The sequence below is a fragment of the Algisphaera agarilytica genome, from assembly GCF_014207595.1.
GTDB lineage: Bacteria > Planctomycetota > Phycisphaerae > Phycisphaerales > Phycisphaeraceae > Algisphaera > Algisphaera agarilytica.
Map to the genome: position 1 here is coordinate 1,199,789 of NZ_JACHGY010000001.1, position 19,200 is coordinate 1,218,988.

General features: G+C 62.7%; 21 protein-coding genes. 19 read left to right on the forward strand and 2 right to left on the reverse strand.

Translation table 11 applies throughout. The annotated features are described in order from the left end of the window. Positions 1-51 precede the first annotated feature (51 nt). From HNQ40_RS05120 to HNQ40_RS05180, 13 genes are all read left to right on the forward strand, one after another. The gene (locus tag HNQ40_RS05120) at positions 52-1,347 is read left to right on the forward strand and encodes a phage major capsid protein (RefSeq protein ID WP_184676802.1); all 1,296 of its coding nucleotides are present in this window, start codon (positions 52-54) and stop codon (positions 1,345-1,347) included. 102 nt (positions 1,348-1,449) lie between these two features. Beyond that, complete coding sequence (locus HNQ40_RS05125; RefSeq protein WP_184676803.1) at positions 1,450-1,698, forward strand: hypothetical protein; 249 nt, start codon at positions 1,450-1,452, stop codon at positions 1,696-1,698. A 168-nt stretch (positions 1,699-1,866) separates the two neighbouring features. Then, the gene (locus HNQ40_RS05130; RefSeq protein WP_184676804.1) at positions 1,867-2,079 is read left to right on the forward strand and encodes a hypothetical protein; all 213 of its coding nucleotides are present in this window, start codon (positions 1,867-1,869) and stop codon (positions 2,077-2,079) included. Between the two features lie 3 nt (positions 2,080-2,082). Continuing rightward, complete coding sequence (locus HNQ40_RS05135; protein WP_184676805.1) at positions 2,083-2,709, forward strand: hypothetical protein; 627 nt, start codon at positions 2,083-2,085, stop codon at positions 2,707-2,709. Further along, positions 2,706-3,425, forward strand: a complete 720-nt coding sequence (locus HNQ40_RS05140; protein WP_221435392.1) for a hypothetical protein — start codon at positions 2,706-2,708, stop codon at positions 3,423-3,425. Before HNQ40_RS05135 ends, HNQ40_RS05140 begins: the two co-directional genes overlap by 4 nt. Continuing rightward, positions 3,422-3,874, forward strand: a complete 453-nt coding sequence (locus HNQ40_RS05145) for a hypothetical protein (RefSeq protein ID WP_184676807.1) — start codon at positions 3,422-3,424, stop codon at positions 3,872-3,874. Before HNQ40_RS05140 ends, HNQ40_RS05145 begins: the two co-directional genes overlap by 4 nt. A gap of 32 nt (positions 3,875-3,906) precedes the next feature. Beyond that, the gene (locus HNQ40_RS05150; RefSeq protein WP_184676808.1) at positions 3,907-4,314 is read left to right on the forward strand and encodes a hypothetical protein; all 408 of its coding nucleotides are present in this window, start codon (positions 3,907-3,909) and stop codon (positions 4,312-4,314) included. Positions 4,315-4,355: 41 nt separating this feature from the next. Continuing rightward, positions 4,356-6,209 (forward strand): hypothetical protein, encoded by a 1,854-nt coding sequence (locus tag HNQ40_RS05155; protein ID WP_184676809.1) that lies wholly within the window; start codon positions 4,356-4,358, stop codon positions 6,207-6,209. Further along, positions 6,199-6,621: a hypothetical protein gene (locus HNQ40_RS05160; RefSeq protein WP_184676810.1), complete on the forward strand. Its 423-nt coding sequence runs from the start codon at positions 6,199-6,201 to the stop codon at positions 6,619-6,621. Before HNQ40_RS05155 ends, HNQ40_RS05160 begins: the two co-directional genes overlap by 11 nt. Then, positions 6,618-8,819 carry a hypothetical protein gene (locus tag HNQ40_RS05165; protein ID WP_184676811.1) on the forward strand — a complete coding sequence of 734 codons (2,202 nt, stop codon included), beginning with the start codon at positions 6,618-6,620 and terminating at the stop codon, positions 8,817-8,819. Before HNQ40_RS05160 ends, HNQ40_RS05165 begins: the two co-directional genes overlap by 4 nt. Then, a complete protein-coding gene (locus tag HNQ40_RS05170) occupies positions 8,819-9,214 on the forward strand; it encodes a hypothetical protein (RefSeq protein WP_184676812.1) in 396 nt (131 codons plus the stop codon). Before HNQ40_RS05165 ends, HNQ40_RS05170 begins: the two co-directional genes overlap by 1 nt. Beyond that, entirely contained in the window at positions 9,214-10,251 is a 1,038-nt protein-coding gene (locus HNQ40_RS05175; RefSeq protein ID WP_184676813.1) for a hypothetical protein, read from the forward strand. Before HNQ40_RS05170 ends, HNQ40_RS05175 begins: the two co-directional genes overlap by 1 nt. Then, complete coding sequence (locus tag HNQ40_RS05180; RefSeq protein WP_184676814.1) at positions 10,248-11,006, forward strand: hypothetical protein; 759 nt, start codon at positions 10,248-10,250, stop codon at positions 11,004-11,006. The genes HNQ40_RS05175 and HNQ40_RS05180 overlap by 4 nt, the downstream gene beginning before the upstream one ends. On the opposite strand, the gene HNQ40_RS05185 is transcribed toward HNQ40_RS05180, so the two are convergent. After that, on the reverse strand, positions 10,982-11,902 hold the full coding sequence (locus tag HNQ40_RS05185) for a DUF4886 domain-containing protein (RefSeq protein ID WP_184676815.1): 921 nt from the start codon (positions 11,900-11,902) through the stop codon (positions 10,982-10,984). The genes HNQ40_RS05180 and HNQ40_RS05185 overlap by 25 nt on opposite strands. A gap of 78 nt (positions 11,903-11,980) precedes the next feature. Here HNQ40_RS05185 and HNQ40_RS05190 point away from each other — a divergent pair, with 78 nt between their 5' ends. The 5 genes from HNQ40_RS05190 to HNQ40_RS05210 are packed head-to-tail and all read left to right on the forward strand — an operon-like array spanning position 11,981 to position 15,918. Next, entirely contained in the window at positions 11,981-13,267 is a 1,287-nt protein-coding gene (locus HNQ40_RS05190; protein ID WP_184676816.1) for an SGNH/GDSL hydrolase family protein, read from the forward strand. Beyond that, complete coding sequence (locus tag HNQ40_RS05195) at positions 13,267-13,728, forward strand: hypothetical protein (protein WP_184676817.1); 462 nt, start codon at positions 13,267-13,269, stop codon at positions 13,726-13,728. Before HNQ40_RS05190 ends, HNQ40_RS05195 begins: the two co-directional genes overlap by 1 nt. Positions 13,729-13,730: 2 nt before the next feature. After that, positions 13,731-14,375, forward strand: coding sequence for a hypothetical protein (locus HNQ40_RS05200; protein WP_184676818.1), 645 nt, complete (start codon positions 13,731-13,733; stop codon positions 14,373-14,375). Continuing rightward, a complete protein-coding gene (locus HNQ40_RS05205) occupies positions 14,372-14,767 on the forward strand; it encodes a hypothetical protein (protein WP_184676819.1) in 396 nt (131 codons plus the stop codon). The genes HNQ40_RS05200 and HNQ40_RS05205 overlap by 4 nt, the downstream gene beginning before the upstream one ends. Further along, entirely contained in the window at positions 14,767-15,918 is a 1,152-nt protein-coding gene (locus HNQ40_RS05210; protein ID WP_184676820.1) for a hypothetical protein, read from the forward strand. The genes HNQ40_RS05205 and HNQ40_RS05210 overlap by 1 nt, the downstream gene beginning before the upstream one ends. Before the next feature lie 740 nt (positions 15,919-16,658). On the opposite strand, the gene HNQ40_RS05215 is transcribed toward HNQ40_RS05210, so the two are convergent. Then, positions 16,659-17,867 (reverse strand): AraC family transcriptional regulator, encoded by a 1,209-nt coding sequence (locus tag HNQ40_RS05215; RefSeq protein ID WP_184676821.1) that lies wholly within the window; start codon positions 17,865-17,867, stop codon positions 16,659-16,661. Positions 17,868-18,099: 232 nt separating this feature from the next. Here HNQ40_RS05215 and HNQ40_RS05220 point away from each other — a divergent pair, with 232 nt between their 5' ends. Further along, complete coding sequence (locus HNQ40_RS05220; protein WP_184676822.1) at positions 18,100-19,122, forward strand: sigma-70 family RNA polymerase sigma factor; 1,023 nt, start codon at positions 18,100-18,102, stop codon at positions 19,120-19,122. Positions 19,123-19,200: the final 78 nt, after the last annotated feature.

Sequence of the window (19,200 nt, forward strand, 5' to 3'; positions counted from 1 at the left end):
TCGCCCCGATCGGGCGTTGCTTTCCCCCACCACCCAAACAGGAATCCACCTATGAAACTCTCTTCCGCCGCTCAGAAGTTCCTCGACTCGATGATCGAAAAAGTCGAGGACGGCGACACCTTCCTCGATGTCGTCGGCCGCGCCGTCGGCGAAGTCGAAGACGTCAAGGACCTCGGCGACATGCGTTCTGCGATCAAGCAGCTCGAAACCAAGGTCGCCGAGGACCACACCAAGGAAATCAAGGATCTGCGCCTCCGCGTCGAGCGGGCCGAGAAGCGGGCCTACAACGGCGTCAATCAGTACCGGGGCGCGTTCCCCAGTGAGGACGCCGCCCGCACCTTCGGCCTCACCATGATCGGCCGGTTCGCCACCAACAGCGAAACCCGCGACTGGGCCCAGGACGTCCTGAAGACCGACCACAAGACCCTCCACGACGGCCTGGCCAAGAACCGGGTCTTCACGACCACCACCGCCGACGCCGTCATCCCCGAGATCTGGCTGACCACGATGGAAGACCTGCTGGACACCCACGGCGTCTTCGAGCGTGACGCGCTGTCGGTGCCCATGACCTCGGACCTGGTCCACTGGTCGAAGAAGACCGGCCGGGTCTCCGCGGTTCCCATGGCCGAGGGCGGTTCCCTGGCCAGCAGCCAGCCGACGATCGACGGGCGTGAACTCACCGCCCGCAAGTGGGGTGCCTACACCGAAGTCAACAACGAAGCCGCCGAAGACGCGATCATCGCGATCGCCGAGTTCATCGCTGCGGACATGGCCGAGGCCCACGCCTTGGCCGTGGACGAGGCGGGCTTCCTCGGCGATGGCAGCGGGACCTACAACCAGATCACCGGCGTGCTCAACGCACTGGGGGCCGGTGCCATCGTGAACGCCGGGGACAACGCCTGGGGCGGCTACACCTACGAAGCCCTCACCGCCGGGATCGGCAAGTGCACGGTGAAGACCTTCTCGGGCATCGGCCAGCCCAAGTGGTACTGCTCGCACACGTTCTACTGGACGGTGCTGGCTCCGCTCCAGCTGGCGGCCGGTGGCAACACCATCGCCGATATCGGTCGGGGTCCGGTTCCGATGTTCGCGGGCTTCCCGGTGCAGTACACCCAAGTGCTGCCGCAGACCGCCGCGGGCACTCAGATCCCGCTGATCTTCGGCAATCTGCGCCGTGGTGCCGCGTTCGGGGATCGCCGCCGCCTGACCTTCAAGGCCAGTGATCACTTCAAGTTCGCCAACGACCAGACCGCGATGCTCAGCACGCGCCGCTACGACATCGACGTGCACGGCGGTGGTGACGGCAGCAACGCCGAGACCCTCGTCGGCTTCCGTACCGCCGCGTAAGCCTCGGCGTCGCTCGACGACCCTTCACATCCCCGCCGAAGACCGATTCGGCGGGGTTTGAAAGACCCTCGAAACCCTCACCCTCCAACCAAGGAACCCAACATGGCAAAGAAGAAAAGCGAACTCATCGAAGAAGCAAAGAAGCTCGGTATCGAAGGTGCCGACGACATGACCGTGGCCCAGCTTGAAGTCGCGATCGAAGAGGCAAGCGAGACCAAGATCAAGATCTTCGTGAAGGACCGTGTGATCACGGCCAACGCGATCGAGGTCCCCGCGGGCGAGCACGAGCTTTCCGCCCACGAGCTGGCCGCCAGCGGCCTGCGCGAAGACCAGTACACCGTCGTCGAGTAATTCCGCCACGGTGAGCTGTTCGAGCCGAGGGAAGTCCGTCCCTGCTGGCAAGCGCAAACGGCGCGTCATTGAAAAGGGCGTCACGTACTGCCGGTCCACCTCCAGCCGGTGCCCCATCGACAGCGGAGGCATTTTGCATCAACCACGGAGCAACCTATGCGAATCCAAATGACAAAAACAGTCCGACACAAACGCGGCGGGATCTGGAACCAGCACGCCGTCATCGACACCACCGAAGAAGACATCGCCGATCGCGGGGTGCCCGAAGAAGCTTACCGCGTCCTCGGCGAGCAGACCCGCACCTCCGACCTTAAGCCTGGTCGCACCACGACCAAAAAGACCACCAAGAAGAAGGCCAGCAAAAAGAAACCCAACCGCTAAGCCATGCCCAACGCCCTCGCCAAACTCGACGACCTCAAGGCTGCTCTCGGATTCTCCGGGGACAGCGAGGACGCCACATTGACCTCGATGCTCGAAGCCGCCACGGCCTCGGCGGCGCGGCTGGTTGGCGTGGCCACGCTCATGCGGCAGGTTGACATCGTGGAGTACCCGCGGCCCCGTGGATCGACGGGTAGCCCGCTGGCCTACCTGTCTCACTACCCCGTCGAGTCGATCAACCAGATCAAGCTCGCGGGCTACACGTCAGACAGCGACGGCTTCGCCGAGATCGATCCGCTTGAGGCCAACCAATTCGCTCTCCTGCAATCCTTGGGTGAGATCGAGCTGTTCTTCGGCGAACGGTTTGCGCCGTATCCCTACGCCAACCTCGTCGTCTACACGGCCGGGTACATCGACCCGTCCGAGGCGTCGCCCCCGGCCACCGCGTTGCAGGCCCCGGCCGATCTCCAGCGTGCGATTGTGGTCGAGGCTACGCGTCTATGGAACACCCGGCGCGACGCAGGGATCGACGAGGTCGATGCGGGCCAGGGCGACACGCATCGACCGGGAGAGGAATCGGCTCACCCCCAATTGGTAGCGGCGTGCGAAGCGCTGGGGAGGATCAAAGCTTGAAGCCCTCTCGCCTACTGATCGGAGTCCTGCTCATGGCCACCGCCGCCATCTCAATCGCTTTCACCGATGAGTCCACCCGCCTGATGGACGAGTGGCGCAAGTTCCCGCAGCTGGTTGGTCCGGCGCTGGAACGTGGCGTGATCCAGGTGCTTCAGGAAGCCGAGTCCGAGGTCAAGAACACCCAGTTCGGCCCGGACGGCGTGATCAACAACCGCAGCGGCAACCTCCGCCAGGACATCACCCACAAGCGCACCGACCGCATGGAGGGGGTGGTCGGTACGACATCGAGGACCGCGCCGTATGCCCGGACCATCCTCGGGCCGGGCTCGACCACGATCACGCCGAAGAGCGCAGGCAAGCGCCTGTGGATTCCCGTCGCGGACAACCTCAACCCCAGCGGGGTAGCTCGTTTCAGCCCGCGGGCGTTCTTCGACACCTTCGACCGAAAACGCATCAAGATCTTCACCAGCAAGAACGGCAATAAAGTCGTTTTCCTGGAAGACCGCGACGCCGAGGGCAGGCGTGTTATCCGCAAGCGTGACGGCCGTGGCCGCGCCGAGGGTCGTAAGGCCGGTGAGGTACGCGGCAAGCTGATGTTTGTGCTCAAGGACCGCGTGGTCATCCAGGGCACCGACGCGCTGGCGTCGGCGGTGCGTGAGTACATGCCCCGCGCCCAGGAAGTCATCACCGAAAAACTCCGGGAGGTGCTGACATGAGCCGCGTGACCCGCAACGACGTCCTTAAGGCGTTCGTCGCCGTCGTGGAGTCCACCGGTGTCACCACCGAGGCGGACGCCAAGAAGAAGGGCAAAGACGACAAGACGCGTGCGATGGTGTTCTTTCATCGGCACGTCCAGACCCAAGCCGACGGCATGGAACGCCACAACATGATCGTGGTGGTGACGCTCCGCCACCTAGACGACCCCACGCTTGACGGTGCCGAGCAGACCGAACTGCTCCGATTGTCCGACGCCTTCCAGGCCATCGAAGACGCGATCGATGCGGCAAACGAAGATCCCGCTGGGACGCCCTTTGAAAGTGTGAAGATCGCCGTCTCCAACAACCCCAACAAACCCGGCACCGAAGCCGACGGCTACGACGACGACGATCGGCGTGCTCGAATCGGCCAACAGTACGACGTGACCTGGAAAACCACCTCCGAGTAACCCACCCGCACCCCAATCCGCAAGGAGAACCCATGCCCGATATCGAAGAGAAGCAGATCATGAAGCCCCGCAACCTGACGATGGGTGGCGACGTTCACAAGGGCGTCACCAACATCAGCTTCAGGCTGAACAAGAAGAACCTCTACCCGGTCTTCAAGGAAGACGACCTCACCCCCTCGGCCTACGAGCAGGTCCGCTCCAACCAGCCCGCTGTCACCGTTCGCATCACCACCATGAGTCGCGAGGCTTTGGAAGGACTGGTTGACCTGGTCGGCGACATGACTGTCGAGGGCAAAGAGCCCGGCACCAGCAACAAAACCGTCTTCACCTTCACCAGCGCCCAGTTCCTCGGCGGCGAGGGAAGCATCCAGAACGAACGCGCTGGCGAGTTCACGCTCGAAGCCCAGGCGATCGGCTACAGCACCGCGCCCAAAGCCTGATCCGTCCGCTGATTCGACTTACCCGCCTCGCCTGATTCGTCATGACCACCAACCCCCAGCCCATCGAGCAGCAGATCAAGGTCACCGCCGACACCGGCGGTGTGGCCGAGACGTCGCAGGCGCTGGAGCAGTTGACGGCACAGAACGAGCAGGCCAGTCAGGAAGACCAGCTCCGCGAGCAGCAGATTCTTTCGATGCGTATCGAGCTGAAGAATCTGATCCGCGAGCAGCGTGAAGCGGAGCGGGCGGTCGAGGCGGGCGAGCAGGCCACCGAGGAAACGAGACGGGCTGAAGAGCAGCGCCGTCAGAAGATCCGCGTGCTCAGCCAGGAGATCGCACGGGCCGAAGACGAGCAGGAACAGCTCAACCGTCGTCTTGACCAGGGCGTGGCTGCGCATCGACGACTGGGCCAAGCAAACGACGGCACCACTCAAGGCGTTAGCAGGCTCGATGATGTGGTCAACGCGGCAACAGGTCGACTTGCCGGAATGGTCGGGGGCATCCTCGGAGCTGGTGGGCTAGTCCGAGCGTTGCAGGTCCTGGGGGAGGAACTAGATCGCCGCATCGAGCAGACTCGGGAGTTCGCCGAGGCCCAGCTCAACCTGCAGTTCTTGGACACGTCGTTCAATGAACAGGAGCGTGAGTTCCTCGGTCAGGCGGCCCAACTGGGTGGCCGTAGTCCCGCCGAGATCGCACGTGCATACACGTCGCTCCGTAGCCGTTTCCCGGATCGATCCAACACTGAGTTGCAGGGGTTGTTCCTTGAGATCGTTGAAACAGGCGTTACCACCGACGCCGACCTCGGCACGCTGACCGATGCCTTTGCGGGTTTGTTTGCGGAGAACGGCGATTCTCAACGCTCCCAGAACATCCTCCGTGAAACCATCACGCAAGCGGGCGTGGGCGACCCGGGTGTGATCTCTCGGCTCCTGGGCAAGTTCCTCGGCCCCGGTCAGCAGATCGGTAATGTCAGCGAAGCCGAAGCGGCGGGCCTTGTCGCGGGCGCTACGGGCCTGGATACCCGACAGCCCGAGGAGCAAATCACCGGGCTGCGTAGTGTGCTCCTCTCGCTCCTGGGCAGCCTCAGCGACGAGCAGTTGGAGATTGCCCAGGGCGCGGGTATAGATCGGAGTTCGATCAACACTGCGCTGCTCACACTGGGGCAGGCAATCGAGGCAGGCCGCATCGACGCGGCGGGTCTTGAGCAGCTTGTTGGTGCCGAGGGCGTGACTACTGCGACTGCCTTGGGTGATCCGGCCAAGCGCGGCGCCTTCTTCGAGAAACAAGCCGCCGTCGTCAGAGCGGCAGATTCCGAGGAAGACCTGACGGGGTTGGCGATCGATAACATCTTCGCGCAAGACGAGGTACAAGCCCTCAACTTTGCCATCAAGCAAGTCGATGCCCGCACGGCAGTCGCCGAGAGTCAGGACGTCGATGCGCTGCGTGGTGAGCTGGCGATCAAACTTCAACAGGCCGAACAGCGCGATGCCGGTGTGGGGGCCATCGGCCGCTCGATCTCCGGTCTGACGAACCGAATAGCACGGCTTCTAGGCGCGGATGCAGACACATCCATCACCGCGGGCGAGGTGGCTCTGGATTACACCGACGCCTTCGGCCCCGCGTTGCTTGGGCTTTCGGCTGATCAGTCTGATCGCTATGCCGGTGAGCAACGAGCCCGCGAACAGCTGCAGCGTGTGAGAGAGACCGGCCGTATCGATGAACCGGAGATTGCATCGCCCGCCCAACTCAACGCTGATGCGGTGGAAGTCCTGGGCGAGATCCGTGATGAACTCAAGAATGGCTCACGCGGTGACATCACGATTCACGGCGATGTATATGGCGACCAGGACCCCGCGCTTAAGGGGCTAGGGGGGGCGTACGGCAATGCCCGATAGCGTCTACCTCATAGACAACGATCCCGTTAACGACCGGCAGGATTGGACGAATCGGCCCGCGGTGTCGGCGACTGGGCCGGTGCGTCAGGAGGCTTTCCCTGGTTCAGGGATCACCTACACCATGACCGGGCCGAAGCGTGGGGCTCGCGTAATTGTCGAGGGCTGGCTAGAAGCAGAAACCAGCGCCGCCTTGCGTGCTCTCGTAGAAGAGCAAGACGATCTGCGATTCGATGCGGCCACCCATGCGGTGGAGATCCTTGGCACGACCTACAACGACTGCCAGCTCGCCGAACCCCTTCGTGTGGTTGGTGACCCTGTTCCCTTCGTAGCCGTGGGCAACTCCAACAGGATGCGGCAAAAGGTCCGCTACGTCTGGCAGCAGCTGAGCGCCGAGGGAGGGACCACGTCATGAGTGGAAACATCGGCCCCCTCACCCACAGCGTCTACGTAAAGAAGGTCCGCACCCCCGGTAGTTCGTTCGATGGTTCGCCGGTGGGCGCACCGACCGACGGCGGCTTCACGATCGACTACAGCATCCGCTGCCTCATGTTCTCGTGCATCCTGGGCGCATCGGTCGGCCGGGCCGACTTCGACTTCATCTCACAGGACGGCGGCCTGCCTGAGTTTGAGCATGTGCTCAATACCTACACCACCGACGACCAGATCCGTGTCACGGTCTCGCCGATGGATCACGAGGTCCTGGGCGTCGAGCTGCCCGACGGCGTGAGTGAGTTGACCGTCTTCGAGGGCGTGATCGAACGCATGCCCTTCTCGGTTGGCCTGCCTGGTGCACGCGATGACGAGCGGGTGGACTTCATCGCCATGCCGCTGCCCGCTTTGGACAACGTCGCGCCCGAGCACTTGATCACCGGCCGATGGGTCGCCGTCGATCCCACCGCCCAAACCATCGAGCCCGCGGTCATCGAGTCGCTGGACCTGCCCGCGGCGTTCAACCTGGGCGGCAAACCCAACCGCAGCGACCAGACCGTCAACGCCACCCTCAGCGGCCTGGCCGGCCACGTCTTCACTCATGATCGCGACCCCAACGGTTCCTACTGGACCGTGGCCGAGGCGATCCGATCGATCCTGGTGATGTGGGGCTTTGGCCCCGACTCCGCGACGGCACTGCCCCGCGGCTTCGACCTGGATAAGGAAACGCTCGCCGCGATCATGGCCGACACCGCCCCCGAGGGCCGCCGCTGGGAAGGGCTCGACGCGATGCTGCCCGAGATCAACGTCCACGGCATGGGCGTCCTGGAGGCCATCGACGCCGTCTGTGACGCGGCCGGGTTCGAGCTGGCGGTTATGCCACACTACGGCCTCAAGACCGAGTACGACCGGCTCTACGTCCTCGGCATCAACCGCATCGGCGGAGGCACCGAGGCGTTCTTCAAGCTCGAACCGCGCGGGGCGTTTGCCAGCGACGACCACAACGAAGTACTGCGCAACAACTCGGTGTCTACCTTCCGGGGTACGCGTGACGCGGCGCGGATTCGCAACCAGATTATGAGCGTGGGCCACGCCTACGTCGAGGCGGCGCTGCAGCTCAAGCCGTTGTGGCTCCCGTCCCAGGTCACCCAGGACACGACCGACACCAACTACACCGCCCGTCACGTCCGCGGTGGTGCCGAGTTCGCAGCCTATCGGCGTGTGGGCCGCGCCTGGGGCATCGACTGCCTGGGCACCTGGGCGGCAACCGCGGGCGGCTACAGCAACGCGATCTACCAGCACCCCAGCGGCGGCTTTGACTGGGTGAGCGAGCTGGGCCTGACGGGCGGCGGCTCGGAACTGGTCGCCGATCGCCTGGCCAACGGCAACGCGACGCCGATCGTGTGGACCCGCAAGATGCGCAACCTGCTCCCGCTCAAACGGGCGGAGGCCCAGGCCAACGGCCAGCAGTACATCGTGGAGGTCACCGAAGACGGCGGCTCGACGTGGACGGAGGTGGACATCCAGATCACCACACTCCAGGAAGAGTGCGGGCTGCAGTTGGGTATCCAGGACCTGTCGAAGATCAACCTGGCCAGCCTCGAAAACCCGAGCCTAATCCCCGCGCCCGAAGACAGCTGGTGGGGCCTGATGTTCCCAACTTCCGGGGGCGGTCAGCCGCAGTTTGCGGTTCGCGTGACCTGCTGCGTTGCGGCCGACCACGGCGCGACCGCGTTGGCCCCGCGGCGATCGTCGGCCGGTTCGGTCTACCCACGCCAACGCCTGGTCCGCTCGGCCACCGAAGAAGTCTGGTCGGTCCCCGGAAGCATCCTCAACACCTCGGGCGAACTGCAGCGGATCGAGGGATGGGGCACCACCGCGTACACCGATCGGCTGCCTCCCTTGGACCTGGCCGAGCGCGAACGCGACGCCCACGAGACCCTCCGCGTCTCGGCCGCCGCGACGACCTGGGCGATGGACTTCTGGCTGTGGTTCTTGGGCGACCGTGTGAGCCAGCTGCAGGGGCGCAACTACCGCTTCGACATCTCGGCCGACGGCGACCGCAGCCCGTCGATCGCGGGCATCTACGTCACGCTGTCGGGCAAGGGCGAAGAGCCCGAGAAGGACCAGAACATCCGCCTGGCGTTGAGTGACACCAGCTACATCGGGGGGCGGCGCTGATGGCACAGATTTCCTGCAACGTCCAGCTCAACCTGAGCCACGAGCCCACCGACAAGCTCCTGCTGTTCATCGGCACCGGCCACGGTCTGACCCTCGCCGAGTCCGGCGGCGGCAAGCTCCTGGCCGACCAGGTCATCGGAGCGCAGGCCGACGCGAGCCCCGCCGCTGTGATCGTGCTTAGCGGTTCGCACCGGCCGCCCAACGGCTGCGCCGTGCTCGCCCTGGGCGTGTCGGTCCAGGACGAGGTGGGCAACGTCTCGGAGCTCTTCGAGACGTTCGTCGAGGTCGTCGATCACCCGCGTGGTGTGGACACCAACCCCGTCGAAGCCACCGCCAACACCAACGAAGCGATTTTTAACTGGACCGAATCCCCCGACCTTGAAGGAGTTTCATGATGCGATTGAAGACGTTTCAAATGCTGTTCGTGAGTGCTGTGATGCTGGCCACCTTCCCCGCGTTGGGCCAGGCCACCGAGGGCACGATCACGATCGAAGAGCCCGACTTCGTCCAGCCGATGAACGACAAGCTCGACGCGATTCAAGAACAGAACAAGTTGATCATCGATCTACTGCGTAGTCTCGGGCAGATCGAGGATGAGCCCGGCGTGGTAACGCCTCCCGTGGTTGAGCCTGGCCCCGCCGTCGAGCTTGAGCCGTCCGGCCCGATTCGCATCATCGCCGCACCGGGTGAAGACGTTGTGATTCGAGGCAAGCGAATCCAAAACGACGGCCGCCCCGGAATTGATGGGCCGCAGCACGGCATCTATGTGGGCGGTCAACCCAACTCGGTGCTGGTGGAGGACGTCGAGGTTTCGGGGTTCCCGTATGGGATTGCAGTGGAGTCGCGTCGGCAGTCTGCGGACGAGCCGTTCCCCGATCCGGTCCCCGTGGTCACGACGCGTAGGGTCTATGCCCACGATAACTACAACGCGGGGGAAGGCGACGCTCACGACCGGCGTGGCAGCGGCATGTTCGGCTTCAATATCGAACACTGGATCATCGAAGACAGCTTCTTTGAGAACAACGGCTTCAAGCCCGGAGTTCACCCCGCCAACACGTTCAGCCACAACCTCTACATCGTGAACCGTGTCGGCCTGCTGACCCTCAACCGCGTCTTGCTGAAGGACGGGTCGAGCCATGGCATCAACGGCGGCGCGGTGAGATTCGACGGTGTGATCGCCTCGGGCAATGCGGTGAACTTCGGCGTCAAGGAGAACGTCGAACCCCAGCGTGATGGTTGGTCGCTTGCGGTGTCCGACCGAGAGCTGCGTGGTTACGGCAACCAGGTCGTTGCACCGGCGTGGCATTGGTACAACTCGAATCCGCTTGACGGAAAGGTGCAGACCCGCGAGCAAGACCCGATCGAATGGGATCTGATCCGCCGCCTTCCGCCTGCCGATCGCTGGCCCGCAGCAAGGGGGATGTTGGATTGATCGCCCCTACCCAAGCCTATCTCCTTCAGTGTGCCAGCCACGGCAGCGGCCCCGAAACGCTGTTCGCCTCGTGGAGCATCCACCATGGATGGCAGCGTCAGATCGATCGGATGCAAGCGATCGTCGATCAATACGGCCCGCGTGTGATCGATTGGCATCTCCCCTTCGGCCACACGGGCGACTGGCCCTATCTATTCTCGCAGGCTCGCTCTAACCGCTACACCAAGACTGCGCCCGAATCGATGAAACCCAAGGCCGTCGAGGCGGTCTTATCCTCGTGGCACAAACGCAACCCCGACTCGCCGATCCGCGTCTACATCGGCGATATGGAACACGACCCTGCCTTGCGCGACGCGAATAACCCCGACCAACGCAACACGGTGATCACCGACTCCCTCAAGCCGCTGTATGACAGCGGCGTGCGGATGATTGGTCTGGACCGATCAGCGACTTACGCGGCTGGCACATGGATGGCTGAGACGATCCAGGCCCAGGCTGCCAACGGGGCAAACATCTACCTTGAGGCCTGGCCCGAGCACGAGTGGCAGTCCGGTTACAACGTCATCGGTGCGGCCTCCACGCTGGCGCGGATGGACCCCTCTGTACATGCCGACTCAGCGGCATTGGGCCGATTGCAACCCGACAAACTGGGGGAGGTGGTCGCCTACTGTTTTGATACGAGGCACGTTGAGGCTGCGGTTACACGGGGCTGGATTCCATCGGCAAACATTTATGTTTGGCAGGGGGGTGCGTGATGTTGCTTGTTGCGACGAAGGGCAAGCAAACTGCAGCTGCCAAGGATAATTGCCGCCGAGGTGGGCTCTGGAACACCGTGCCTCGCCATATCGGCGTACAGGGTATCGAGCACAATTTCGTTGACTATCGCGGAGGTCGAGGCCCCGAGGGCTTCGGAGTAGACCCCGTCGAGGTCGTCACCGTACAGCGTGGCGAACGTCGTGACCGAAGCAGCGTATCGGCCGAGACCATAGCTGGCGTGGATGTGGTCGCGGAAAAGATCGGTGTGGGAGGTGTAGCCGGGAAGGTCACCGGCAGTGATCGCCAGCGCCAGCTCATACATGACCTCGCCGACGGGAATCACGAAGACCTCGGCGTCGGTGGAGGCTGCAACACGCTCGTAAACCAGTTGGGAGTGCCCGAGCCCGTAGCCAAACGCCGTGTCGTCATCGTCGACCACCGGGCTGTTCCAGTGGCTGAACACTTGGTACCGCAGACCCCATGCGGAGTAGATGTAGAACCGCGTGTCTGCGTTCGCGGAGTTCGACCTGGCGTCAGCGATCAGGCCCAAGGCGGCGTCGGCCTCACTGCCGAGCGTAGCGCCACCGGCCGCAAAGGGTTGGAGCGTAACCGCGTCCCATTCATGCCCGGACAAAGCGGAATCGTACTTGCCAAAGCTCGTCGGGCCGACGCAGGTTGTGATCGGGTCGGCCACGATCTGGCCCAGCGAAGAGTTGCATCGGATGTGATGGCCAAAATTGTGGTCGTAGCCCTGGCTGGTGGCGAGCGAATCGATGGATTCAGGCTGCGAGTCCCACGTCAGGCTGTTGCCGACATGGTAGACCGAGATGGCATGCGCGCTGGTCGCGCACAAGCACAACCCCAATATTCCGCCGAAGCGGGTGGAACGGTTCATGGTTTTTCTTCCCAGAAGGCCCGGAATTGGGGTACTTCTGAGATGAACCTACCTCACAAATTCACGGAAGGCAAGTAAATGGCAGCTCCACGCACCTACAAACTTGGGGACGCGGCCCGGCATATTGCCAGTGGCGAGCGATGTGATCTTCTGTGGTTGGGAGACAGCCAAAGCGCTCCGTCTAACTCGCCCCGCTGGGCGCAGGGGATCATGAAGCAGTGGGATGTGGACTGGCGTGAGCGCGTACTCGCCAGTGCTGCCCCCATCAGCGCTGGTGTAGAAGGCTGGCAGAGTTTTAAAACGCCGGGTATCGCTACATCTTCAGGGGACTTGTTGCCCGATGGCGTAACGGTATGCCCCCCTGGATTTAACGCAAACACGAGATGGGACACAGGAAGTCCTAGTGCCTTCACGCAGGTTGCTAGGTACGCGTCGTCATTCCTTGGCACTTACCTCAACGGAGACTGGACGGTCAACAACGCCATCAACTGGCGTTTTGCAATGACCAAGCTTTCGGGCAATAGCCCGTGTCGCTTTTTACGTCGCCGTGCGAACGGGAACTTGGCAACGACAGCGGTCGATTTTGAAACCACCCTCGTCCCGTCAAGCGATTGGCAGGCGGTGGATTTCTCTGGCGCTGCGAGCGGCGTAGTCGCATCGGGCGTTAACGGTGAGGAGTGGTTCCTCGATCTTAACTTCGGCGACAAGACCAACAAAGGTGTCTGCCTGGGCGGTTACGCAATATCGATTGACGGAAAGGCCGATGGCTTTGGCCTTCGCTTCAGTGCGGCGGGTGGCTGGACGGCTCTCGACCACCTTCCCGTATCCTTGGGTGGAACGAATACTCTCGTCGATCTAGATGATTTGCAAGCGAGAAACGGGGTCTTTGGCTGGCCAACCGCCATCTTCATCCAGCTTGGTCAGAACGATGCCGGACTCACCGATGGGACCACGCCGACAGGTATAGCAAACTACAAATCGCGCTTGCTGCAGCTCATCGATCACTACAACATCGCTTACGCCGCGTCGGCGCAGCCCACGCCGATGTTCGTCCTGGTGTGCAACTGGGAGACCTCGGGGCTCGGCGCTTACTGGCCCAGCATTGCGACTTCCCTTCAGGAGATTTGCGACGAGCGATCGAACTGCGGCCTTCTCAATCTGTATCAGATCGTCAATGAAGAGCACGGAAGCTTCGCATCTTGGCAAGGCACTTACCTTGCCGACGGAGTGCATCAGAATACGGCTGGGGCTAGCGAGTTTGCTCGTCTGGCGTGGAATGAATTACAAGTCGCAGCCGTTACGGGGATTGTGGTGTTGACTAATGGAATCGGATCATTTGGATACACCAAGAGCTGGGGATATTGATGATGTTGCAATTTCAACAGAACGACACCACGCAGCCGCACCGCTTCCGGCTTCTGGATACCAGCGGCGATGTGGTCACCGGCGCGACTCCAGCCGTGGAGATCATGAAACCCGGGCAAAGTGCCTACTCGGCTGCGTCTGGGGCGGTGACCGAGTTGAGCGAGGGCAACTACAGCTTTGCGGGTCACGCGGGCGACCGTGACACTCTGGGTGTGATGCTCGTTCGAATCACGGCCGCCGGTGCCGAAACGCTGGAGGGGCCGGTCACCATAGTTGGGCATGACCCACAGCAGGCTCTCGCTTTAGTGGCCGCGGTACTCACGGGCGTTCGCACCGTTACGGACAACGGAGATGCCACCAAGACTGTGCGATGTATGGCCTCGGATGGCGTCACACCCAAGGTAGACCTTACCCACAACGCCAATGGAGAGCTGACCGCCGTCGTGATTGACCCCACGTGATCATGCTGTTCTTTCCTCACCAGTTCTGGCCTGCTGGGTTGATGCCCCGCGGATTCTTCCCCGACGATGCGAGCCGGTACGAGGTCATGCGCCGGGTGTCCGGCGGCGACGATGTCGTTTCGGCGGTCTTGGAGCCCGGCACCATCCAGGCCAGTTTGACCGGCGTGGATAATTCGGACGAGGACTACTACGTCCGCGTCTACAACCGCTGCAACCTGCCAGACCAGGACCCGATCGAACTGGATCTCAAGCGAGTGGCGTTCGACAACGACGGGGATCTGATCCTGCCCGTTCCCCCGGCACCTACGGGCCTCAGCCTGGTCGCGGGTCCCGGCGGCCTGGTCACGGCCAAGTGGGTCAAGCTCAACCGCCGCGGGCGAACCAACGCCCAGAGCTTCAACGTCTACTTCGCAACAGGAGCGACCCCGATCGACTTCACCACCGTCTCGGCCACTTCTTCCGGGGGCGGCCGTCCGGTCAGCCAGGCCCTGGGCACGTTCGCCCACGGCACCACGGTCCGGGTGGTGGTCCGCGCCGTGTCGGCCGACGGGACCGAGGAAACCAACACGATCGAGGCCAGCGTAGTCGCCGATGCTCAGGCCCCTGATGCCGTCGCGTCGCTTAGCGTAGAGGTGACCGCGCAATGAACCGCCGCCCCGATCCATTTGGTGACTCGTTGATGCGTGAGGTCGAGAACCGCCGCCTGGTGGATAGCCAGGCACGCCACGAAGGCAGCGACCCACCCCCTCCGCCCGGCGTGGCCGTCGAGCTGTTCGAGGTCGTGAGCCAAACCGCGGGCGACAAGGTCGTGGGCAAGCAGATCATCGACGGCGAGGTGCCCGAGGGTGCGGCCGAGGTGGATCTGCTCGCTCCGTTCACGGCCTGGAAAGTCAACCAGGGCGACACGGTGGCGGCGTACTCGTTGGCGGACGGGACCTGGCGTTTGCTGAGCGAACCGCCCACCGGTGCCGCTGAGTACCAGGTGCCGATGGCGGATGCGGACGGGCTTTTGATCTTCAGCTACCCGAGGGCCCACTAATGCCGTGGAGCGGTTTCCCATTACAGGTCAATGATGAGTGGGCCTCGCTGGTCTACCTCGATCAGATCTCGGCCGCGTTCGCGGAGCGGGTCACCGCGATGGACCCGCCCGGTTTCACCGTGAGCCCGCTCGTCGCGTTTGCTGCCGGGGATGTACTGGCAGATCGACTGGCCGACTACCAGACCGGAGTCGAGGGGCTGGTCTTCTTCTACGGCCGATGGCTGGACCACATTGCTCACAGCGTCCAGGATGTCACCACCTACGTGGAAGCCATGACAGACCTGCCCGGCACGTTCCGGCGGTTCATGCCTCGGACCATCTCCGACGTGGGAGATTCGGGCACGTCGGGCGAGCGAGCCTACCTGGGCGTCTACAACTCGGAAGACAACGGGCGGGCGGATTCCGCATCGAGCGACATCTATGAACACGACGGCGTGAGCTGGACACTGTCGGCCGACCAGGTGTCGCCGGTCTCACAAACCGAGGCGGCGGGCAAGATCCAGGCGGGTGACCGCCTCGGCTATTGGCTGGTTAACGACCTCTACACGATGCTCAACCTGGTGCACACCTGCCGGATTCAGCTACGCCTGGCCACCGTCGAGCGGTACACCGGCCAGGCCAACGGCGAGGCGAGCGAAGCGGCGGCGATCGCAGCGGCCGAGGAGGATTACGCCCAGGTGATCGCCCCAACCTACGTCGGGACCGGTGGTGTGGACGCGCTCGCATTCGCCAGCCTCACCCGCTCGGGCTCGTCCTACGACGCTTTGATCTCCAGGGTCACGCGACTGGTTCGTGAGACTTTCGGCCCGAGCGTGATGCTCAACAGCTCGCTGAGCCACATCGTCGAGTTCTTTGGGGTCGCCGACGAAGCCAACAACGACCGCCAGGGGAGCACCGCGGGCCAGGTCCGGCTCGACGGTGAGGACATCTACACACCGCGCTGGCGGCCGAGCCTGCCCCTGGACATGACCAACGGCGAACCGGTGGGCGGCATCGCGGATACATCGAGCACGCCCCCCAACTGGCCGACCCTGCCCGCCAGTGGCAACGCCAGTGATATCCTGCAATGGACCGGAGGTGATGAGCTTGATGGGCTGATCACCTTTTCGTTTGAGTACAACGACGGCCTGCCGGGAGGCGGCCTGACATGACAGATTCATCCTGTGGAGATTGCCCGCCGTTAATGGAACGCGGCGGGTCTTCGAAGCAGGATGACCGGCCGTTCGACGGCTGTGTAAACGATCTTTGAAAACCAAATAAACCCACCTCAAACCTACGGCCAGGCCCCGAGTCTGGACCCTGCCAATCCCCGTCGGTAGTCCCCTCGATCCGAGGGGCGGGTGAGACGCTCCCCCTGGAGTCCTTACAAGCGTGGTGGCGGCCACGCTTATCTAGTGCGCATGGCGGCGTTGCCATTTAGTGTTGCAAATTGCCATTTCGATTGACCCTCTACAAGGGTGCCGAAAAATCTCCTCTCCATACAGGTGCGACAAGTCACCAGCGCGCGCACATACGCGACCCCGGAATCCCAAAACCCATGTAGGTGCAATGGATAGATCGCAAAAATTTTTTTGATCGGCGATGTTCGGGCGTGATCAGTCGTGCGCACCGAAGTGTCGTCGATGCCGGGTGGCGGGGAAGAGCAAAGTGATGCCCCGGCCAGCCATCGGAATTTATGCTCCACCTTTTCTGCCGCCGGTGAGCAATGTCGTGACAAAAGTTTGCCAAGCCACAACATCACCCGTTCAATATTTAGTCACTAATTGACTTCATCGTGATGCTTTTGAATTACGTCTTTGCGTGAAGCAATGCAATAAAAACCCGCGGAAGGCTTTGCCATCCGCGGGCTTTAGTTTGTAGTTCGATTTATTCCTACTCCCGACTCCCTGCCTCATACATCCCGCATGCGCTTGCGATACCCCGCGGGGGTTTCGTCGAGCATCTTGCGGAAGACCTGGCTGAGGTAGGCGTAGGAGTTGAGGCCCGACGCTTTGGCCACGTCTTCGAGGTCCATGTTGGTCTCGGCGAGCAGCTTCCGGGCCTGGTGCACACGGCGCCAACGGATTTCCTCGGCAGGGGTCTTGCCGAACGCGTCTTTGAAGTGACGCTCGAGCGTACGGCGAGACATCGGGACCTGTTCGAGCACATCTTCCATCTGGATCGGCTCGAAGGCGTTGCGCTCGATGAACTGCATCGCGGTGATCAGGTTCTTGTCCTTCACCGCGTAGGTGTTGGTCGACGGATTGCTGTGGATGTTCACGGGGGCCAAGACGGTTTTGCGCGCCTCGACTTCTTCGCCTTGCATCATCCGGCTCAGTACTTCGGCCGCCTCGTACCCGATGCGTTGGCTGGCGGTCACCACCGCAGACATCGGCGGGTCGCAGGCCTCGCAGAGCACGTCGTCGTAATCACCGCCGAGCACCGCGACCTCGTGGGGCACCACCACATCGGCCATCCGGCAGGCCTCGAGCAGATCGACGCCGCGCTGCGTACCAAACGAGAACACCGCGCAGGGCTTGGGCAGAGCCTTGACCCATTCGACCAGGTGCTGCATCAGCTCGGCGTAGTTGGCTGCGGGGTCGTGAGAGACGGGATCGGGATCGGTGATCACCTCGAAGCCGTGCTTGCGGACCTCGGCCTCGAAGTCTTCACGCTGGGCTTTGACGTAAGGAAGGTCGTCTTCGCCGGAGTAGGCGAAGTGGCTGAAGCCGCGCTCGAGGAAGTGCTGGGTAGCGATCTCGGCGATGGCTCGTTTGTCCGAGGTGATCATGGGGGCGCGTTTGTCGGACGCGATGCTGGAGACGTTGACGTAGGGGACGCCGAAGGACTTGACGTGCTCGACGATTTCCGGGGTCGCCAGCCGGGCGATGATGCCGTCGCCGGTCCAGCCCTCGGGGATGCGGACCTCGCCCTGAGGGTAGCGGGCCCGGACGTCGAGGTGCCAGCGGCCGTGGCGGTGGCCGTATTGAAAGACGCCTTGGATCAGCCGTCGGCCCCAACCCGTCGCGGTGTCGACCAGAACCGCCACCCGGGGGGCACCGGACGCGGTCGATAAGTCTTTCTTTGACTGCGAGTTGGAATCAGATTGCGGATCGGTCATGTCGAAATTGGGCCGGGAGCAGGCGAAAGGACAAGCAGTTTAGCGTATCGCGGTGGCCGCGCTCCCTCCGAGGGGCGGATTTAGAGGGTGAAATGGCTGGTGACGGGCCCGGGAGGAACTGAGTTCAAAAAATCTTTCTTGAAGTATTGACATGGGGCTGGACGATCTTATGATCGATATGAACGTTTTGAACGATTTGATCGTTTTTTGAATCCGAGAGAAGGATGACGCCATGACCATGATCGATACGCCGGAAATCCCCGATACCCCCTCATCCGCCGCGGAAACCGAGATCAAATGGCCCAAAGCCCTCAAACGGCACGAGCGTCGCGAGCTCGCCCCCCTTCTTCTCGACCCGATCGACTTCATTGACGATGAACGTTTTTACGAGCCCCAAGCCTGGCGGACGATCCTCGATCCCAAGGAAGACATCCCCCGGGCGAGCGTCGGCTGGTACACCCGCCTCGCCCACGAACGGGCCAACGACCCCCGCCTGAAGAACGCCAAGCTGCCCCTGCTGACCGCCGCTCAGGAGCGGGTGATCTTCCTGCGTTTCAACTACGCCCGCTTCCGGGCCGAGCAGGTCCGCGAATCGATCAACCCCAAACGCTTCGGCGTCACCAAGGCCCGCGAGCTGCTCAAGTGGCACCGCATGGCCATGCAGCTCCGCGAGCAGATCGCCGAGTACAACCTCGCCCTCGTCCTGGCGATGGCCAAGCGTCTGCCCCCCGGCAGCGTCGACTTCCCCGAAATGATCAGCGAGGGCAACATGGCCCTCTTGCGCGGCATCGACAAGTTCAACGTGTCGAAGGGCTTCAAGTTCTCTACCTACGCCTGCCGGGCGATCCTCAAGGCGTTCAGCCGGCTGGGCATGAAGACCACGCGTTACCGCTCGCTGTTCCCCGTGGGCTTCGAGCCGGACCTGGAGCGGTCCAACTACTCGGCCGAGAAGGCGGCGTTCGAAGAAGAAGGCTGCGTCGAACAGGTCAGCATGATCTTCCACGAGAACCGATCCAACCTGACCGACCTTGAGCTCGACATCATCAACAAGCGCTTCGCCTTCGATAACCCCGACGGCGGCAAGGGCATGACCCTCCAGGAAGTTGGCAAGCTCGTGGGCCTGACCAAAGAACGCGTCCGCCAGATCCAGATCCACGCGTTAGCGAAGATGCGAAGCACCCTGGAAACCTCGTACCTCAACGGCCCGTCGCTGGGCCAAGCGCTCGAAGACTCCGACGTCGCCGTCGGGGCCTGAGCTTCATCCTCCTGACCATTACCCCCTAGAGCCCGACCGGCATTCTGCTGGCCGGGTTCTTTTTTATATGCGTGTCAC

Excerpts from the sequence above, each read along its gene's own strand:
- HNQ40_RS05120 (WP_184676802.1), top strand. The coding sequence starts at position 52 with ATGAAACTCTCTTCCGCCGCTCAGAAGTTCCTCGACTCGATGATCGAA.
- HNQ40_RS05125 (WP_184676803.1), top strand. The coding sequence starts at position 1,450 with ATGGCAAAGAAGAAAAGCGAACTCATCGAAGAAGCAAAGAAGCTCGGT.
- HNQ40_RS05130 (WP_184676804.1), top strand. The coding sequence starts at position 1,867 with ATGACAAAAACAGTCCGACACAAACGCGGCGGGATCTGGAACCAGCAC.
- HNQ40_RS05135 (WP_184676805.1), top strand. The coding sequence starts at position 2,083 with ATGCCCAACGCCCTCGCCAAACTCGACGACCTCAAGGCTGCTCTCGGA.
- HNQ40_RS05145 (WP_184676807.1), top strand. The coding sequence starts at position 3,422 with ATGAGCCGCGTGACCCGCAACGACGTCCTTAAGGCGTTCGTCGCCGTC.
- HNQ40_RS05150 (WP_184676808.1), top strand. The coding sequence starts at position 3,907 with ATGCCCGATATCGAAGAGAAGCAGATCATGAAGCCCCGCAACCTGACG.
- HNQ40_RS05155 (WP_184676809.1), top strand. The coding sequence starts at position 4,356 with ATGACCACCAACCCCCAGCCCATCGAGCAGCAGATCAAGGTCACCGCC.
- HNQ40_RS05160 (WP_184676810.1), top strand. The coding sequence starts at position 6,199 with ATGCCCGATAGCGTCTACCTCATAGACAACGATCCCGTTAACGACCGG.
- HNQ40_RS05165 (WP_184676811.1), top strand. The coding sequence starts at position 6,618 with ATGAGTGGAAACATCGGCCCCCTCACCCACAGCGTCTACGTAAAGAAG.
- HNQ40_RS05170 (WP_184676812.1), top strand. The coding sequence starts at position 8,819 with ATGGCACAGATTTCCTGCAACGTCCAGCTCAACCTGAGCCACGAGCCC.
- HNQ40_RS05175 (WP_184676813.1), top strand. The coding sequence starts at position 9,214 with ATGCGATTGAAGACGTTTCAAATGCTGTTCGTGAGTGCTGTGATGCTG.
- HNQ40_RS05185 (WP_184676815.1), bottom strand. The coding sequence starts at position 11,902 with ATGAACCGTTCCACCCGCTTCGGCGGAATATTGGGGTTGTGCTTGTGC.
- HNQ40_RS05190 (WP_184676816.1), top strand. The coding sequence starts at position 11,981 with ATGGCAGCTCCACGCACCTACAAACTTGGGGACGCGGCCCGGCATATT.
- HNQ40_RS05195 (WP_184676817.1), top strand. The coding sequence starts at position 13,267 with ATGATGTTGCAATTTCAACAGAACGACACCACGCAGCCGCACCGCTTC.
- HNQ40_RS05200 (WP_184676818.1), top strand. The coding sequence starts at position 13,731 with ATGCTGTTCTTTCCTCACCAGTTCTGGCCTGCTGGGTTGATGCCCCGC.
- HNQ40_RS05205 (WP_184676819.1), top strand. The coding sequence starts at position 14,372 with ATGAACCGCCGCCCCGATCCATTTGGTGACTCGTTGATGCGTGAGGTC.
- HNQ40_RS05210 (WP_184676820.1), top strand. The coding sequence starts at position 14,767 with ATGCCGTGGAGCGGTTTCCCATTACAGGTCAATGATGAGTGGGCCTCG.
- HNQ40_RS05215 (WP_184676821.1), bottom strand. The coding sequence starts at position 17,867 with ATGACCGATCCGCAATCTGATTCCAACTCGCAGTCAAAGAAAGACTTA.
- HNQ40_RS05220 (WP_184676822.1), top strand. The coding sequence starts at position 18,100 with ATGACCATGATCGATACGCCGGAAATCCCCGATACCCCCTCATCCGCC.